Raw genomic sequence first — 15,357 nt, forward strand, 5'->3', positions numbered from 1 at the left:
TCCCCCTTGGTCGCGTCACCGCCACCCTAAGCACCGCCCGCCCCGCGACACCTGATCCAATCACCAGCCACTGGACCAAAACGGCGGGAACGTCCGGTACGGTTCGGCGGCATGGGCAACACCGAAGCCGTCCGCGAGAAGGTGGCGTGGGTCCTGACGCGCGACGGCCGCGTCCTGCAGACCCGCACCCACGGCAAAACGATCTTCAACTTCCCCGGCGGGATGCGCGAACCCGGCGAGACCGACGCCCAGACCCTCGCCCGCGAGATCGACGAGGAACTGCGCACCGCCATCGACACCGCCTCGATGCGCCACGTCGGCACCTTCGCCATGAGCGACGGCCCCACCGACCGTGTCACCTTCCGGATGATCTGCTACACCGCCCGCCACACCGGCCCGCTCACCCCCGCCGCCGAGATCGCCGAGATCGCCTGGTTCCACCACGCCGACCGCGACCGCGTCGCCCCCGTCGACCGCAAGGCCATGGACGCCCTGCACACCGACGGCACCCTGCGCTAGCCCCCCGCTCCCCTCCCAACCCCGCGCCAGACCCGCGCGCCAAGCCCCACGCCAAGCCCCACGCCGAGCCTCCGCGCTAGGCCCTCGCGCCAAGCCGCCGCGCCAGGCCGCCGCGCCAGGCCGCCGCGCCAAGCCCTCGCGTCAGGCCCTCGCGTCAGGCCCTCGCGCCAAGCCCTCGCGCCAAGCCCTCGCGCTAGGCGCTCGCGCTAGGCCGCCGCGCCAAGCCGCTGCGCCAGGCCCCCCGCGTTAGAGCCCGCGTGCCGCGGTGGCGGCCAGGGACGCTGCCGCGAGCGCGGCGCCCACGCTCGCCGCCACGTTCAGCAGCGCCCGGCCCCGGGCACCGCCCTCGGCCAGCCGCAGCGTCTCGTACCCCAACGTGGAATAGGTCGTCAGCGCGCCGCAGAAACCCGTCCCCCACAACGCCGACGCCGCCTGCCCGGCGGGCAGCGCCGCCAGGAACCCCAGCAGCGCGCTCCCGGCCACGTTCACCGCGAACGTGCCCCACGGGAACACCCCGCCGTACCGCGACCGGACGGCCTGATCGACCAGGAACCGCAACGGCGCCCCGACCGCCGCGCCCACGACCACCAGCAGCACCGTCACCGCCACACCGCCCGGGCCAGCCGCGACCCCGCCCAGGTCGCCGCCACCGCCACCACCGGCGTCACCGCCAGCTGCGCCGCCACCGCCACCGGCCCGTCCGCGCGCTGCACGTCCACCACATAGGCCGAGAAGGTGGTGAACCCGCCCAGCACCCCCACCCCCAGGAACGGCCGCGCCAGACGGTGCGCCCGGCCCGACTCCACCACCGCCATCAGCACCCCGATCAGCAGGCACCCGGACGCGTTCACCAGCATCGTCGTCCACGGCGACGGCACCGCCACCGACACCGCGTGCCGGGCCAGCGCGCCCAGCGCACCACCCGCCGACACCGCCGCCAGCACGGCGGCCCGCGACCCCACCGGTTCCTCCGCCGTCACCAGCCCCTCCAGCCGCACCGATCGGTGGCGTCACAATGTAACCGCCCACCGCCACGGTCTAGGGTCGTGCCATGCCGCATCCTCCCGCGACCGAACCCGCCGTCCTGGAACGCGCGCCCGGCGCCGGCGGCGAGCTGGTGCTGCGGCGCGCGGGCGCCCACTTCGAGATCATCAGCAACGGCGTGTTCCTGATGGACACCCGCAACGGCGAATCCGAACGGCTCCTGGTCCGCACCGCCACCGCCGGCCTCCAGCCGCCCGCGCGGCTGCTGATCGGCGGGCTGGGCGTCGGATTCTCCCTCGCCGAGGCGCTCACCGACCCCGCCGTCGGCGAGGTGACCGTGATCGAACGCGAACCCGCCGTCGTCGCCTGGCACACCACCCACCTCGAACCGTTCTCCCGGGGTGCCCTGCGCGACCCCCGCGTCCGCGTCGAGACCACCGACCTGCTCGACTGGCTCACCACCGCCACCGGCCACTACGACGCCCTGTGCCTGGACATCGACAACGGCCCCGACTGGACGGTCACCCCCGGCAACGCCCGCCTCTACGACGCCACCGGCCTGGACCTGCTGGCCCGCCGCATGACCGCCCGCGGCGTGCTGGCCGTCTGGAGCGCCCGCGCCGTCCCCGCCTTCGAGAACCTGCTGCGCGCCCGCTTCACCGACGTGGACGTCCATGCCGTGCCCGTCCCCCGCGGCGAACCCGACGTGATCTACCTCGCCCGCACCCCCGACAAAACCGGTAAGGAGAATGTGTAGCCCCCAAGATCGAAATCCGGGGCGGCCGTCGGTTAGGTTCCCGGAAAGAAGATCTACTTTGGAGGGATTTGTGGCTACCGTTCACGCGACCCGGCGGCGACCCGCCGTCCTGGGCGACCTGCTCCCCGGCTCACTGGCCCGCGACGCCGCCCTCGTCACCGCCGCCGCGGTGCTCGTCGGAATCGCCGCGCAGATCTCCGTCCCCCTGCCCGGCACCCCCGTCCCCGTCAGCGGCCAGACCTTCGCCGTCCTGCTCACCGGTGCCGCCCTGGGCTGGGGACGCGGCGCGCTCGGCATGGCCCTCTACCTGGCCGCCGGAATGGCCGGCGTCCCCTGGTTCAGCGAAGGAGCCTCCGGCGCCGGGCTCCACACCCTGGGCTACATCATCGGATTCATCGCCGCCGCCGCCGCCGTCGGCCGCCTGTCCCAGCTGGGCGGCGACCGCACCCCCCTGCGCACCGTCGCCACCATGCTGCTGGGAACCGCCATCATCTACGCCGTCGGCGTCCCCTACCTGGCCCTGTCCCTGGACGTCGGCCTGACCAAGGCCATCGACCTGGGCCTCACCCCGTTCCTGGCCGGAGACGCCCTGAAGGTCCTGCTGGCCGCCGGGCTGCTGCCCGCCGCCTGGAAACTCGCCGGACGCGACGACCGCGACGCCTGACCCGCCGCGCGCCACACCCCCGCCCACCCGGGCGGTGTGGCGCACACCATCCGACCCCCCTGTTTGAACAGGTTCAAATCTGTCGTACAGTGGGCGACGTGAAGCTCGCCGTGACAGCATCGGACCGACTCACCGTCCGCACCACACCCATCGCCGACCCCGGCGACCTGGTGTCCGGACTCCCCCACCCGGCCGCCCTGGCCTGGATCCGCGACGGCGAGGGCATCGTCGGCTGGGGCGAGGCCGCCCGCCTGCACCTGCCCGGTGGCGACGACCGCTTCGCCCACGCCGACACCTGGCTGCGCGACTTCTTCCGCACCGCCGAGATCGACGACCCCGTCCGCCTCCCCGGCTCCGGCCCCGTCGCCTTCGGCAGCTTCGGCTTCGACACCAAATCCCCCGACTCGGTCCTCATCATCCCCCGCTGGGTCATGGGACGCCGCGACGGCCAAGCCTGGCTCACCACCATAGGCGACGACGCCGACCCCCTCGCCCTCGTCCACCCCCCGCAACCCCCCACCACACTCCACTGGCACGACGGCGGCCTCACCGCCACCGCCTGGCAGGACGCCGTCGCCACCGCCGTCACCCGCATCCGCTCCGGCGCCCTCGGCAAAACCGTCCTCGCCCGCGACCTGGTCGCCCGCGCCGACGCCCCCATCGACGCCCGCGTCCTGCTCGCCCGCCTCACCGACCGCTACCCCGCCTGCTACACCTTCTCCGTCGCCGGACTCATCGGCGCCACACCCGAACTCCTCATCCGCCGCACCGGCGACCAGATCCACTCCCTCGTCCTGGCCGGCACCACCGCACGCGGCCACGACCCCGCCGACGACGCCGAACGCGCCTCCCGCCTGTTCACCTCCCCCAAAGACCGCGAAGAACACTCCTACGCCGCCGAAATGGTCCGCGACGCGCTCACCCCCCTGTGCGCCGAACTCACCGTCCCCCACGAACCCGAACTCCTCACCCTCCCCAACCTCACCCACCTGGCCTCGCCCGTCCGCGGCCGCCTGCACAGCCAGCGCTCCGTCCTGGACGTCGTCGCCGCCCTGCACCCCACCCCCGCCGTCTGCGGCACCCCCACCGACACCGCCATGGACCTCATCCGCGAACTCGAAGGCATGGACCGAGGCCGCTACGCCGGACCCGTCGGCTGGATCGACTCCCGCGGCGACGGCGAATGGGGCATCGCCCTGCGCTGCGCCGAGATCACCGGCGCCCACGCCCGCCTGTTCGCCGGCTGCGGCATCGTCGCCGACTCCGACCCCGCCGCCGAACTCGCCGAAGCCCACACCAAGTTCCGCGTCATGCGAAGCGCCCTAGAAGGCTGACCCCCAGCGCCCGCGCCCGGCCACCGCCGGCACCGGCTTGCCGAACATCGCACAGGTCGTCGCGTCCTGGAGGGCCTTGGCCGCCCGCGCCATCTCCGGATCGGCCTCGAACTCGGCCCAGAACTCCGCCGAGATCAACACCGTCGAGGCACGGCGCCCGGACCCGTCGCTGAGACCCGTGGACAGATAGCCCGGCATCCCGCCGTCATGACCCCAGAACGTCCCACACGGCCCCGCACCGGTCTGAACACCCAATCCGTACCCCGGCCCGTCCGGCTCCCCCGGCCGCACCGGCACCGTCGCCCGCATCTGCGCCATCTGAGCGGCCGGCAGCAGCCGACCCGACATCAACGCCCGGGAGAACCGCGACCAGTCCCGCGCGGTCGACACCACCACCCCGGCCGCCCCACCCCACCCGGGATCATTGCCCGACACGTCCACATGGCCACGGCGGCGCGGCCCCGCCACCACCCTGAACTCGGCCGGCACCGCCGGCGGCATATGAGCCGCATCCGGTTCATAACCATGCACATGACGCCCACGCCAGCCGCCGCCCCGGGGAACATAGGTGTGCTCCAGACCCAGCGGCCGCGCGATCCGATCCCGCACCAGCTCCCCCAGGCTCACCCCCGTGACCCGCTCCAGCACCGCCCCGATCGCCGCGTAATCGGTGTTGCTGTACGACCACCGCGCGCCCGGCGGGAACGGCGGATCATGCCGCACCCCCACGGCCAGCAACTCCTCCGAAGTCCACCGCCGCCGATCCCAGCCGAGAATCGACGGCCAGATCTCCTCGTCCCGCGTGTAGTCGAACAACCCAGCGGTGTGGTTCAGCAGCATCCGCAACGAGATCGCCCCACCCTGGGGCACCCGGCCCGGCAGCCACCGCTCCACCGGATCGTCCAGACCGACCCTGCCCTCGGCGACCAGCTGCAACGCCAGCACCGCCACCATCGTCTTGGTGTTGGACCCCATCCGGAACTCGTCCCCCGCACCGAGCACACCGTCCCGCCGGGTCCACCCGGCCTGCTCGACGATCTCGACCGGCCGGCCCCGCCCGTCATCGACCCGCACGATCACCCCCGGCGCCCCGGCCTCCACCAACCGCCGCGCCAGCGACCGCAGCTCACCACCGCTCCCGGCCGCCGACCCGGCCGGCACCACACCCACACCCACGGCCACCGCCGCCACCACGACCACACGCAGCCAACGCGACCACACACTCCGCGACATCAACCCGCCCCTCCAACACCGCTCACCGACGACCCCACATCAAGCGACGGAGAATCCACGGCCACCACACGGCGACCGCGAATTCGTCGGCTGACCCTCACCCCTGGCAGCGCGGGCACCAGAACAGGTTCCGCGCCGCCACCACCTCCGCGCGCACCTCCACCGAGCACACCAGGCACGGCAACCCCGCACGCCGGTACACGTACACCTCACCACCATGATCGTCCACCCGCGGCGGACGCCCCATCGCCTCCGGCGTGTGCTCCGGACGCACCGTGTCGATCCGCCCCGACCGCACACCCTCGGCCATCAACGGCCCCAGATCGTCCCAGATCGCCGACCACCGCTCCACACCCAGCTCACGCCCCGGCGTCCGCGGATCGACCCCCTGCCGGAACAGCACCTCGGCCCGGTAGATGTTCCCCGGACCCGCCACCACCGACTGATCCATCAGCAACGTCGCGATCATCGACCGGCTCCGCCCGATCCGCCGCCACGCCTCATCCGGATCCGCGTCCGCACGCAACGGATCGGGACCCAGCCGATCACGCAACACCTTCAGCTCACCCGGCTCCAGCAGCTCGCACGCGTTCGGACCGCGCAGATCCGCGAACCCCGACTCCCCCGCCAACCGCAACCGCACCGCCCCCACCGGAGACGGCACCGGCACCCCACCGAACACGTACTTCCCGTAAATCCCCAAATGGACGTGAAGGAGCAACTCCCCCTCAAAACGCACCACCAGATGCTTCCCGAACGCCTCCGCGTCCACCAGCACCCGCCCGTCCAACCGGCGCGCCCCCGCCTCGAACCGCCCCTGCGGACTCTCCGCCCGCACGCCACGACCGCCGAACACCCGAAGATGCTCGGCGGCCAGACGATGAATCGTGTGTCCCTCAGGCATGACCACGCCAGCATAGGCGCGGCCACCCCCTCACGAACGCAGGTCCGCACCCACCTCGTGCATGTGCCGCAACGCCTGCCGATACGAGTCCACCAGACCCGTCTCCGCATACGGCAGCCCCACCCGCGCACAATGCGCCTTCACCAGCGGCTGCAATTTCCGCAGACTCGGCCGCGGCACACTCGGGAACAGATGATGCTCGATCTGGTAGTTCAACCCGCCCAGCAGCCAGTCCGTCACCGGCCCACCACGCACGTTCCGCGACGTCAGCACCTGACGCCGCAGATGGTCCAGCCGCTCGTCCTCGGCCGGCATCGCCATCCCCTTGTGATTCGGCGCGAACGCCGACCCCAGATGCACCCCGAACAACCCCTGGTGGATCGCGATCAGCACCACGGCCTTGCCCGGCGACACCAGCGTGAACACCAGCGCCAGATACGCCGCGTGATGCGTCACCAGCAGCGTCCCCTCCAGCCACCGATCACGCGGCGACCGGTTCTTCAGATCCATCAGGCTGTTGGCCTTCAGATTCAGGCCCTCCAGCAACAGCAGCGGGAAGAACAACCGCGCCTGATGCCGCGACAGCCACCGCAGCACCCCCTGCTTGCGCGCCGCCTGCTCCACCGTCCACGACAGCACGCCCTCCCCCACGTCCGGATCCTTCCCGACATGGTTCGGATTGGCGTGATGACGGTTGTGCTTGTCGTTCCACCACCCGTAACTCAGGCCCCCCATCACCGGGCCCAGCACCATCCCCAGCAGCCGGTTCACCCGATGCGACGACGCGATCTGCCGATGCCCCGCGTCATGTCCCAGGAACCCCGTCCGCGCCGACAGCGCCGCCAGCGGAACTCCCAGCAGCACCACCCACCACGAGGCCGACGCCCACGCCACGGCGCACCACACCGCGACGATCCCGACGACGTTCAGCCCCCCAGCCCGCACGTAGTAGCCGATCCGGCGATCGAGCAGCCCGCTGTCCCGCACCTCGCGCGCCAGCGGGCCGAAATCACTCGCCGTGCCACGTTCCGGCGGATCTTGCAGGGTGACCGTCATCGAGCCTCCAATTCAGGGGGTCTGCCTGTCCCGCAACCTACGGAACCCAAGATCGGATGTCGCCACACCCCAGAGCCAACTCGGCCCTGGCCCGCAGGTCTCATGCCCGAGCGGCGACATCGCCCGGCCGGCGGACGCCGGCACCCCCAACAATGCCCGTGACCTGCGGACACTACAGGGGGGCCAGGACCACTCCGGACGTAGTGCCAGCACCACCCCACCCACCCACCCCACCGCCAAGAACCCCCCACAACGGCAGATAAGGTCATAAGCCATGAACGCGCACACTCGGTGGATCACCCTGGACGGTGCGGTCAACGTCCGCGACCTCGGCGGCCTCCCCACGGCCGACGGCCGCACCACCCGGCGCGGCCGGGCCCTGCGCGCCGACAACCTCCAGGACCTCACCGTCACCGACATCCGCACCCTGCTCGACGACTACTCCCTCAAGAACGTCATCGACCTGCGCAGCGGCGCCGAAGTCGACCTCGAAGGCCCCGGCCCCCTCACCCGTGTCCCCTCGGTCACCATCCACCACCTGTCGCTGTTCCCCGAAGGCGGCCGCCACACCGACGTCGCCGCCGACACCCCCAAGGTCGACATCGACCGCGTCCTGCCCTGGCAGAACCGCCCCGACATGGGCGCCGAGAACGATCGCAGCATCCACCACTACCTCGGCTACATGCGCGACCGCGCCGACTCCATCGTCGCCGCCCTGCGCGTCATGGCCCGCACCGACGGCTCGGCCCTGGTCCACTGCGCCGCGGGCAAGGACCGCACCGGCGTCGTCTGCGCCCTGGCCCTGGAGGTCGCGGGCGTCACCCGCGAGGCCGTCGTCACCGACTACGCCCAGACCGGCGACCGCCTCGAGGCCATCCTGGGACGCCTGCGCTCCAGCACCACCTACGCCGAGGACATCGACTCGCGCCCCGCCGACAGCCACCTCCCCCGCGCGGACATCATGGAGAAGTTCCTGACCCGCCTGGACGAGCAGCACGGCGGCGCCCTCGACTGGCTCGCCGCCAACGGCTGGACCCCCGAGGACACCACCGCCCTCCAAGCCCGCCTCCTGGACTGAGCCCTCCCGCATCGCGGCAAGTTTTCTTGTTTGTGGGCGGAGAGCAGCTGCTCTCCGCCCACGGCCTTTACGTTGTAAGTTTCATGTGGGTCGGACGTTCCTGATGCCGCGCAGCAGCATGAGGGCGGCGATCACCACCAGCGGCCCCGGGGTCGGCTCGACGATGTAGGCGACCGCGCCGCCCCACCCGAGCACCGTCCAGGCCAGGAAGACCGGCGGGACGATGCCGCGCCGGTCCATCCACCCCACCAGCAGGCCGACGAGCAGCAGCGGCAGGCCGAAACCCGCCGGGTTCCCCCAGAAGGCGCTGGCCGAGTCGGTGTCCTCCCACCAGCTCCCCCACAGGCCCAGCGTCAGCCAGTCACCGAGATGGGGCGCGCTGAACAGCAGTCCGAGGGTGAGGTGTCCCCCGCCGACGACCGCCAGGATGCGCCCGGCCCAGGTGATCTCGCGGTGGGGGCGCGGCGAGGTCGCCACCGGCGGCCGGTGGTCGCGCAGTCGGTCCGTCATCGGAGTGCCTCCTGGGAGTGGTCGCGGACACGGTCGCGGTCGCGGTCGCCGAGCCAGGCCAGGGTCACCAGCAGGGCGATCGCCAGGCACAGCGGCGAGTACAGGCGCGTGTTCCAGGTCACGAACTCCTGGGCCGCCCCCGCGTTGAAGACCCAGCCGCCCGCGCCGCGCGCCACCATGACGGCGATCAGCCCGCTGTTGCCCAGGCGGTAGATCCACCCAGGACCCGGCCGGGGCACCAGCCGGGACGCCGCCAGCGCCAGATACGCCCCCGCGAACAGCGCCCCCGCCACGGCGGCGGTCGGCAGCGGCGGCGCCCACACCTCGGGATCGCCCACCAGATACAGGCCGCCCTCGGACTCCGAGGAGAACGGCCACGCCGAGAAGACCCAGACCGCGTGCAGCGCCCCGGTCGTCGCCAAAGCCGCCGCCGCGACCGCTCCCGACGCCCTGGGCCAGGGCCCCCTCATCGCGGCACCTCCGCCGAACGCCGTCCCGGCGCCGCGGACGAGCCGCCGGCCGGGCCGCCGCGCGCCGCCACCAGCGCGGCGACGCCGAGCGCGATCAGCAGCCACGACCCCGAGGCCGGTTGCAGGACGGCCAGGGGCACGCCGATCCCCAGCATCCAGAACCCCGTGCCGAGCGGAACGCGCCCGTGGTCGAGCACCGCGCGGCGGGCCTGGAACCCGATCGCGGCGAGCCCGGCACCGGCGAGCATGAACCACATCCAGCCCTCCCGTTCGGCGTCGTCGCCGACGGCGTTGACGAACCCGTCGGAGGCGATGCCGCCCAGCGAGCTCTCGACAAGGAATCCATAACCGAAATGCACGGCGGTCACCGCGAGGATGAGCCGCGGAATCCAGCGGTTGAAATTGCTCATGGCCATAACGCTAGAAAAACCGCCGGACCCCGCGCGACCAGGTGGGCATCACAAACCGAGGTGGTGCGTGCACCACCTGTACGATCGGGAGCCATGAAACTCCGGATCGTGCTGGCCGACGACGACTATCTCGTCCGCGCGGGCGTCGCCGCCCTGCTCGAACAGGTCGACGGGCTCGACGTCGTCGCCGTCGCGGCCGACCTGCCCGAGTTGATCGCCCTGGCCGCCCAGCACCGCCCGGACGTCGTCCTGACCGACATCCGCATGCCGCCCGACCACCGCGACGAGGGAGTCCAGGCCGCCCGCCGCATCCGGGCCGAGCAGCCGGGCACCGGCGTCCTGGTGCTGTCCCAGCACGCCGAGCCCGCCTACGCCCGCGACCTGATGGCCGGCGGCGCGGGCGGCACCGGCTACCTGCTCAAAGAACGCGTCACCCATCTCGGCGAATTGGCCCTGGCGCTGGAAAGCGTCGCGCGCGGCGGCTCGGTACTCGATCCGAAAGTGGTCGAAGTGCTTCTGGAAGGCCATTCCTCTTCGCCGCTTGACCGGCTTTCCCCGCGGGAGCGGGAAGTACTCGCCGAGATGGCGCAGGGAAAGAGCAACAATCGCATCGCCGCCGATCTGCACGTGACCGTCCGCGCCGTCGAGAAACACATCAACGCGGTGTTCGCCAAACTCGGCCTCGCCGAGGAGAGCACCATCAGCCGCCGCGTCATGGCCGTGCTCACCTTCCTGGACGAGGCACGTTGACCCCTCGCCCGCCCGCCTTCCCCCGATGGCCGCGCGTCCTGGCCCACGCCGGGTGGCTGAGCACGGTCGTGCTCGCGTGCGCCACCGCCCTGCTGGCGGTCCTCACCCGGCTGCCCGCGCGCGAGGTCGCGATGCCGTTCGGCGCGGCGGTCATGGCGGTCGCGTTCGCGGGCGTCGGGACGCTCGTCGCGCTGCGGCGCCCCGGCAATCCGATGGGCTGGCTGCTGAGCGCCATCGGCCTCTCGGTGATCTTGACCGTCGGGCTCCCCCTCTACGCCCGCTACACCCTGGAGACCCGGCCGGGCGCGCTGCCCGGCGGCGAGCTCGCGGGCTGGACCGGATTGTGGATCTGGACGTTCGCGCCCGGCCTGGCGGGAACGTTCCTGCTCCTGCTGTTCCCCGACGGGCGGCTGCCCTCGCCCCGCTGGCGGCCGGTGGCGTGGCTGGCGGCGGCCGACCTGGCCGTCTGCGCCGCCGCGACCGCGATTGTCGCCGCGGGCTTCCGGCCGCCCTCCTTCTCTCCCGAGTTCGACACCCCCGCCGACCCGCTGCTGCTGGGCGTGCCCGGCGCGGGGTTCCTCGCGCTGTTCGTCGCGTCCGCCGCCGCCTGCCGCGGCCGGTACCGCCGCGCACGGGGAGACGAGCGACGCCAGCTCCAGTGGTTCGGGTTCAGCGTCGCCATCGCCGCCGCGGCCGTCGCCGCGCAGTTCCTCGGCGACCCGGAGAACAAGCCCGATCCCGTGACGTCCTGGCTGGTCGCCCTGGCGATCGGCATCCCGTTCGCGATCGGCTTCGCGATCTTCAAATACCGGCTGTACGACATCGACGTCGTCATCCGCAAGACCGTCGTGTACGCGGTCCTGGCGGGCTTCGTCACGCTGGTCTACCTGGCCGTCGTCGTCGGGATCGGCGCGCTGGCCGGAACCGGCGACGGGGTCGGCGACGGCACCGACCTCCTGCCGCCCCTGCTGGCCACCGCCGTCGCCGCCCTGGGCTTCAGCAGCGTCCGCGACCGGGCGCGGCGCCTGGCCGACCGGCTCGTCTACGGCGTCCGCGCCACCCCCTACGAGGCGCTGTCACGGCTGTCGGAACGGCTCACCGCCGCCTACGAGATGCACGAGTTCCTGCCCGCGCTCACCCGGCTGCTGGCCGAGGCCACCGGCGCCCGCCGCACCGAGGTGTGGGTGCGGGTCGGCGCCGAACTGCGCCGCCTGGCCGTCCACGGCGAGGACGGACCGCCCGGCGCGACACCCCTCACGACCCCGATGCCGGACGCCGCGACCCTGCCCGACCTCCCCGGCGCCGACCTGACCGCCCCGATCCGCAACCGCGGCGAGCTCCTCGGGGCGATCACGCTCACCAAGTCCCCCGGCGAGGCACTCGACGAACGCGACGCCGGACTCGTCCGCGACCTGGCCGCGCAGGCCGCCGTCGCCCTGCGCGACGTGATGCTCACCGCCGAGCTGCGGGCCTCGCGGCAGCGGATCGTCCTGGCGCAGGACACCGAGCGGCGCCGGCTCGAACGCGACATCCACGACGGCGCCCAGCAGAACCTCGTCGCGCTCGCCCTCAAGCTCCGGCTGGCCCGCGCCCTGCTCGACACCGCCGACCCCCGCGCCCACGTCCTCCTGGACGAGCTGGGCACCGACATCGAGACCGCCCTGGCCACGATGCGCGACCTGGCCCGAGGCGTGTTCCCCGCGATCCTCACCGACCACGGGCTCGTCCACGCCCTGCGCGCCCACGCCGCGTCCCTGCCCCGCCGGGTGCGGACCCGCTTCCAGGTCGATCCACCCGATCTGCGCTGCGACCCGGAGATCGAGACGGCGGTGTACTTCTGCGTCCGCGAGGCCCTGCAGAACGCCGTCAAGCACGCCGACGACGGCGCCCTGCACCTGACGCTGACCCTCGACCCGGGCGGACTGGAGTTCTCGGTGGCCGACTCCGGGCCGGGCTTCGACCCGGCCTCGACCGGCCCCGGCACCGGACTGCAGAACATCAAGGACCGCCTCGAAGCCCTCGGCGGAACACTCACCCTGCGCACGGCCCCCGGCGAGGGCACCACCGTCACCGGCGCCGTCACCACCTAGCCGACGTCGCGCCCCTCAACGGGACAGGAACGCGCGGACGGCCTCGTGGGCCGCCTTGCGCATCTCCGCGTGCAGCGCCGCGTTGGCCTCGCGGTCGGTGCGGGCCTCCACAATCCGCAGCCCCTCCCCCGCGATCACCTTCGGCAGGTCGGCCGCCGCCTCCAGCCGCCGGTACGGGACGCCGTGCGCCGCCGCCACATGCTCCAGATCGACCTGGTGCGGCGTGCCGAAGACCCGCTCGAACGGACCCGGCAGCGCCGCCTGGGGCAGCAGCGAGAAGATCCCCCCGCCCTGGTTGTTCACCACCACGATCGCCAGGTCGGGACGCCGGTCCTCCGGCCCCAGAATCAGCCCGTTCTGGTCGTGCAGGAACGCCAGATCACCCAGCAGCGCGTACGAGCGGCCGCTGTGCGCCAGCGCCGCCCCCATCGCCGTCGACACCAGCCCGTCGATGCCGCTCGCGCCGCGGCTGGCCATGATCCGGATACCGCGCCGGGGACGCATCACCTGGTCAAGGTCGCGGATCGGCATGCTCGCCGCCGTGAACAGCAGCGAACCGCCCGGCAGCGCCGACACCAGGTCGCGCGCCAGCCTCGGCTCGCTCACCTCCGGGACGGCGTCCAGCACCGCGTCGACCGCCGCCGCGGCCGCCAGATCGGCCGACCGCCACGACTTCAGCCACGCGTCGTCACCCGACACCACCGGGATCTCCACGTCCTGCGCCACCTGCGTCGCCGACCGCACCGGGTCGGGCCAGTTCGCCAGCGCCGGCGACAGCACGATGTGCTCCTCGGCCCGCCGCAGCAGCGACAGCAGCGGACGCGACAGCCCCGGCTTGCCCAGCGTCACCACCACCTCGGGACGGTGCCGCTCCACGAACTCCGGCACCCCCAGCAGGAAGTGATGCGAGGACAGCGCGTGGTCGCCGTAGCGGGCGTTGCCGTTCGGCTCGGCCAGCACCGGCCAGCCCGCCATCGACGCCGCCGCCACGTACCGCTTGACGTTGGACGCCCCGTCGCCGACCACCAGCACGCCCCGCCGCGTCGGCGGCACGTGCAGCACCGACCCCGGCGTGGCCGCCCGCACCTTGGTCCACGCGCCCGTCGCGTCACCGTCCAGCGGCTCGCACCACGACTCGTCGCCATCGGGGACCAGCGGCTCACGGAACGCCACGTTCAGATGCACCGGACCCGGCTCGGGAGCCTGCGCCAGCCCCCACGCCCGGCTCACCAGCGACCGCCAGTACGCCACCATCCCCGGACGGTTCTCCGGCACACCGACCTCGCAGCTCCACCGGACCGCCGTCCCGTACAGCTTCACCTGGTCGATCGTCTGGTTCGCGCCCGTGTCGCGCAGCTCGGGAGGACGGTCGGCCGTCAGCACCAGCAGCGGCACCCCCGACTGGTGCGCCTCGATCACCGCCGGATGGAAGTTGGCCGCCGCCGTCCCCGACGTGCACACCAGCGCCACCGGACGCGCCGACCGCTTGGCCAGCCCCAGCGCCAGGAACGACGCCGACCGCTCGTCGATCCGCACGTGCAGCCGCAGCCGCCCCGCCTGCGTCGCCCCGTGCAGCGCCAGCGCCAGCGGCGCCGACCGCGACCCCGGCGCCAGCACCACGTCGGTCGCGCCGCAGCGCAGCAGCTCGTCCACCAGGACGGTCGCCAGCGCGGTGGCCGGATTCATCGTGCCTCGCCTTCCAGATGGGCCGCGGCGTCCCGCACGCGCCCCGCCCAGCCCGCCGCGCCGATCTCATAGCGCCGCAGCGCCGCCTCGTCCACCGCGGGCCGGCGCACCTCGATCTCACCGCCGCGCGGCACCAGCGGGTCGGCCACCACATCGCCCTCCAGCAGCGACAGCGTCGCCAGCCCGCACGCGAACGGCAGTTCCGGCAGCGCCGCCGCCAGCGCCAGCCCCGCCGCCAGCCCGACCGAGGTCTCCACCGCGCTCGACACCACCACCGGCAGCCCGCACGCCTCGGCGACCTTCAACGCGCTGCGCACCCCGCCCAGCGGCTGCGCCTTCAGCACCGCGATGTCGGCCGCGCCCGCCGCCCGCACCTTCAACGGGTCCTCGGCACGGCGGATCGACTCGTCGGCCGCGACGGGGACGTCCACCCGCAACCGCACCCGCGCCAGCTCCTCCAGCGTCGCGCACGGCTGCTCCACGTACTCCAGGTCGAACCGGTCCAGCGCGCGGATCATCCGCACCGCCGTGCCGACGTCCCAGCCGCCGTTCACATCGACGCGCACCCGGCCCCCGGGACCGATCGCGTCGCGCACCGCCTCGACCCGCTCCAGATCGTCGGCCTCGTCCTGGCCCCGCTCGGCGACCTTCACCTTCGCCGTGCCGCACCCCGACGCCGCCGTCATCGCGTGCGCCCGGTCGGCGTCGACCGCCGGGATCGTCACATTGACCGGGACGCGGTCGCGCAGCGGCTCGGGCCACCCGTCATGGGCGGCCTCCCGCGCCGCCGCCAGCCACCGCGCGCTCTCGACCGCCCCGTACTCGGCGAAAGGGGAGAACTCCCCCCACCCCGCCGGGCCCTGGATGAGCACACCCTCCCGCTGCGCGATCCCGCGAAACCGCGTCCGCATC

General features: G+C 73.0%; 17 protein-coding genes. 7 read left to right on the plus strand and 10 right to left on the minus strand.

Annotation, left to right across the window (positions count from 1 at the left end):
• The first annotated feature begins 111 nt into the window (after nt 1-111).
• Nucleotides 112-519, plus strand: a complete 408-nt coding sequence (locus ACQPY4_RS21605; protein WP_433323322.1) for an NUDIX hydrolase — start codon at nt 112-114, stop codon at nt 517-519.
• A gap of 246 nt (nt 520-765) precedes the next feature.
• Here ACQPY4_RS21605 and ACQPY4_RS21610 read toward each other — a convergent pair whose 3' ends face one another.
• Both ACQPY4_RS21610 and ACQPY4_RS21615 read right to left on the minus strand, forming a co-directional pair.
• Nucleotides 766-1,122: a fluoride efflux transporter FluC gene (locus ACQPY4_RS21610; RefSeq protein ID WP_433323324.1), complete on the minus strand. Its 357-nt coding sequence runs from the start codon at nt 1,120-1,122 to the stop codon at nt 766-768.
• Nucleotides 1,119-1,499, minus strand: coding sequence for a FluC/FEX family fluoride channel (locus tag ACQPY4_RS21615; protein ID WP_433323326.1), 381 nt, complete (start codon nt 1,497-1,499; stop codon nt 1,119-1,121). The genes ACQPY4_RS21610 and ACQPY4_RS21615 overlap by 4 nt, the downstream gene beginning before the upstream one ends.
• Before the next feature lie 71 nt (nt 1,500-1,570).
• Here ACQPY4_RS21615 and ACQPY4_RS21620 point away from each other — a divergent pair, with 71 nt between their 5' ends.
• The 3 genes from ACQPY4_RS21620 (at nt 1,571) to ACQPY4_RS21630 (ending at nt 4,258) form a co-directional block, all read left to right on the plus strand.
• Nucleotides 1,571-2,260: a spermidine synthase gene (locus ACQPY4_RS21620; RefSeq protein ID WP_433323328.1), complete on the plus strand. Its 690-nt coding sequence runs from the start codon at nt 1,571-1,573 to the stop codon at nt 2,258-2,260.
• Between the two features lie 70 nt (nt 2,261-2,330).
• The gene (locus tag ACQPY4_RS21625) at nt 2,331-2,924 is read left to right on the plus strand and encodes a biotin transporter BioY (RefSeq protein ID WP_433323330.1); all 594 of its coding nucleotides are present in this window, start codon (nt 2,331-2,333) and stop codon (nt 2,922-2,924) included.
• A 98-nt stretch (nt 2,925-3,022) separates the two neighbouring features.
• Nucleotides 3,023-4,258, plus strand: coding sequence for an isochorismate synthase (locus ACQPY4_RS21630; RefSeq protein WP_433323332.1), 1,236 nt, complete (start codon nt 3,023-3,025; stop codon nt 4,256-4,258).
• Here the strand turns inward: ACQPY4_RS21630 and ACQPY4_RS21635 are convergent.
• The 3 genes from ACQPY4_RS21635 to ACQPY4_RS21645 all read right to left on the minus strand — a co-directional run bounded on the left by ACQPY4_RS21635 (nt 4,247) and on the right by ACQPY4_RS21645 (nt 7,451).
• On the minus strand, nt 4,247-5,452 hold the full coding sequence (locus ACQPY4_RS21635; RefSeq protein ID WP_433323334.1) for a serine hydrolase domain-containing protein: 1,206 nt from the start codon (nt 5,450-5,452) through the stop codon (nt 4,247-4,249). The genes ACQPY4_RS21630 and ACQPY4_RS21635 overlap by 12 nt on opposite strands.
• 136 nt (nt 5,453-5,588) lie before the next feature.
• Complete coding sequence (locus tag ACQPY4_RS21640; RefSeq protein WP_433323336.1) at nt 5,589-6,395, minus strand: Fpg/Nei family DNA glycosylase; 807 nt, start codon at nt 6,393-6,395, stop codon at nt 5,589-5,591.
• 30 nt (nt 6,396-6,425) lie between these two features.
• Nucleotides 6,426-7,451 carry a fatty acid desaturase family protein gene (locus ACQPY4_RS21645; RefSeq protein ID WP_433323338.1) on the minus strand — a complete coding sequence of 342 codons (1,026 nt, stop codon included), beginning with the start codon at nt 7,449-7,451 and terminating at the stop codon, nt 6,426-6,428.
• Nucleotides 7,452-7,725: 274 nt separating this feature from the next.
• On the opposite strand from ACQPY4_RS21645, the gene ACQPY4_RS21650 reads away from it, so the two are divergent.
• A complete protein-coding gene (locus ACQPY4_RS21650) occupies nt 7,726-8,529 on the plus strand; it encodes a tyrosine-protein phosphatase (RefSeq protein WP_433323340.1) in 804 nt (267 codons plus the stop codon).
• A gap of 81 nt (nt 8,530-8,610) precedes the next feature.
• Here ACQPY4_RS21650 and ACQPY4_RS21655 read toward each other — a convergent pair whose 3' ends face one another.
• Genes ACQPY4_RS21655 through ACQPY4_RS21665 form a run of 3 tightly spaced genes read right to left on the minus strand, consistent with a single transcriptional unit; the run spans nt 8,611 to nt 9,919 of the window.
• On the minus strand, nt 8,611-9,039 hold the full coding sequence (locus ACQPY4_RS21655; RefSeq protein ID WP_433323342.1) for a DUF6463 family protein: 429 nt from the start codon (nt 9,037-9,039) through the stop codon (nt 8,611-8,613).
• Complete coding sequence (locus ACQPY4_RS21660) at nt 9,036-9,509, minus strand: DUF3995 domain-containing protein (protein ID WP_433323344.1); 474 nt, start codon at nt 9,507-9,509, stop codon at nt 9,036-9,038. The genes ACQPY4_RS21655 and ACQPY4_RS21660 overlap by 4 nt, the downstream gene beginning before the upstream one ends.
• A complete protein-coding gene (locus tag ACQPY4_RS21665; RefSeq protein WP_433323346.1) occupies nt 9,506-9,919 on the minus strand; it encodes a DUF6463 family protein in 414 nt (137 codons plus the stop codon). The genes ACQPY4_RS21660 and ACQPY4_RS21665 overlap by 4 nt, the downstream gene beginning before the upstream one ends.
• Before the next feature lie 93 nt (nt 9,920-10,012).
• On the opposite strand from ACQPY4_RS21665, the gene ACQPY4_RS21670 reads away from it, so the two are divergent.
• Complete coding sequence (locus ACQPY4_RS21670) at nt 10,013-10,669, plus strand: response regulator transcription factor (protein ID WP_433323348.1); 657 nt, start codon at nt 10,013-10,015, stop codon at nt 10,667-10,669.
• On the plus strand, nt 10,666-12,759 hold the full coding sequence (locus ACQPY4_RS21675; RefSeq protein WP_433323350.1) for an ATP-binding protein: 2,094 nt from the start codon (nt 10,666-10,668) through the stop codon (nt 12,757-12,759). The genes ACQPY4_RS21670 and ACQPY4_RS21675 overlap by 4 nt, the downstream gene beginning before the upstream one ends.
• Nucleotides 12,760-12,774: 15 nt before the next feature.
• On the opposite strand, the gene menD is transcribed toward ACQPY4_RS21675, so the two are convergent.
• Together menD and ACQPY4_RS21685 are read right to left on the minus strand one after the other, a co-directional pair.
• Entirely contained in the window at nt 12,775-14,445 is a 1,671-nt protein-coding gene (gene menD / locus ACQPY4_RS21680) for a 2-succinyl-5-enolpyruvyl-6-hydroxy-3-cyclohexene-1-carboxylic-acid synthase (protein WP_433323352.1), read from the minus strand.
• Nucleotides 14,442-15,356, minus strand: a complete 915-nt coding sequence (locus ACQPY4_RS21685) for an o-succinylbenzoate synthase (protein WP_433323354.1) — start codon at nt 15,354-15,356, stop codon at nt 14,442-14,444. The genes menD and ACQPY4_RS21685 overlap by 4 nt, the downstream gene beginning before the upstream one ends.
• Nucleotide 15,357 lies beyond the last annotated feature (1 nt).

It is taken from the genome of Spirillospora sp. CA-294931 (genome assembly GCF_050946795.1).
GTDB lineage: Bacteria > Actinomycetota > Actinomycetes > Streptosporangiales > Streptosporangiaceae > Spirillospora.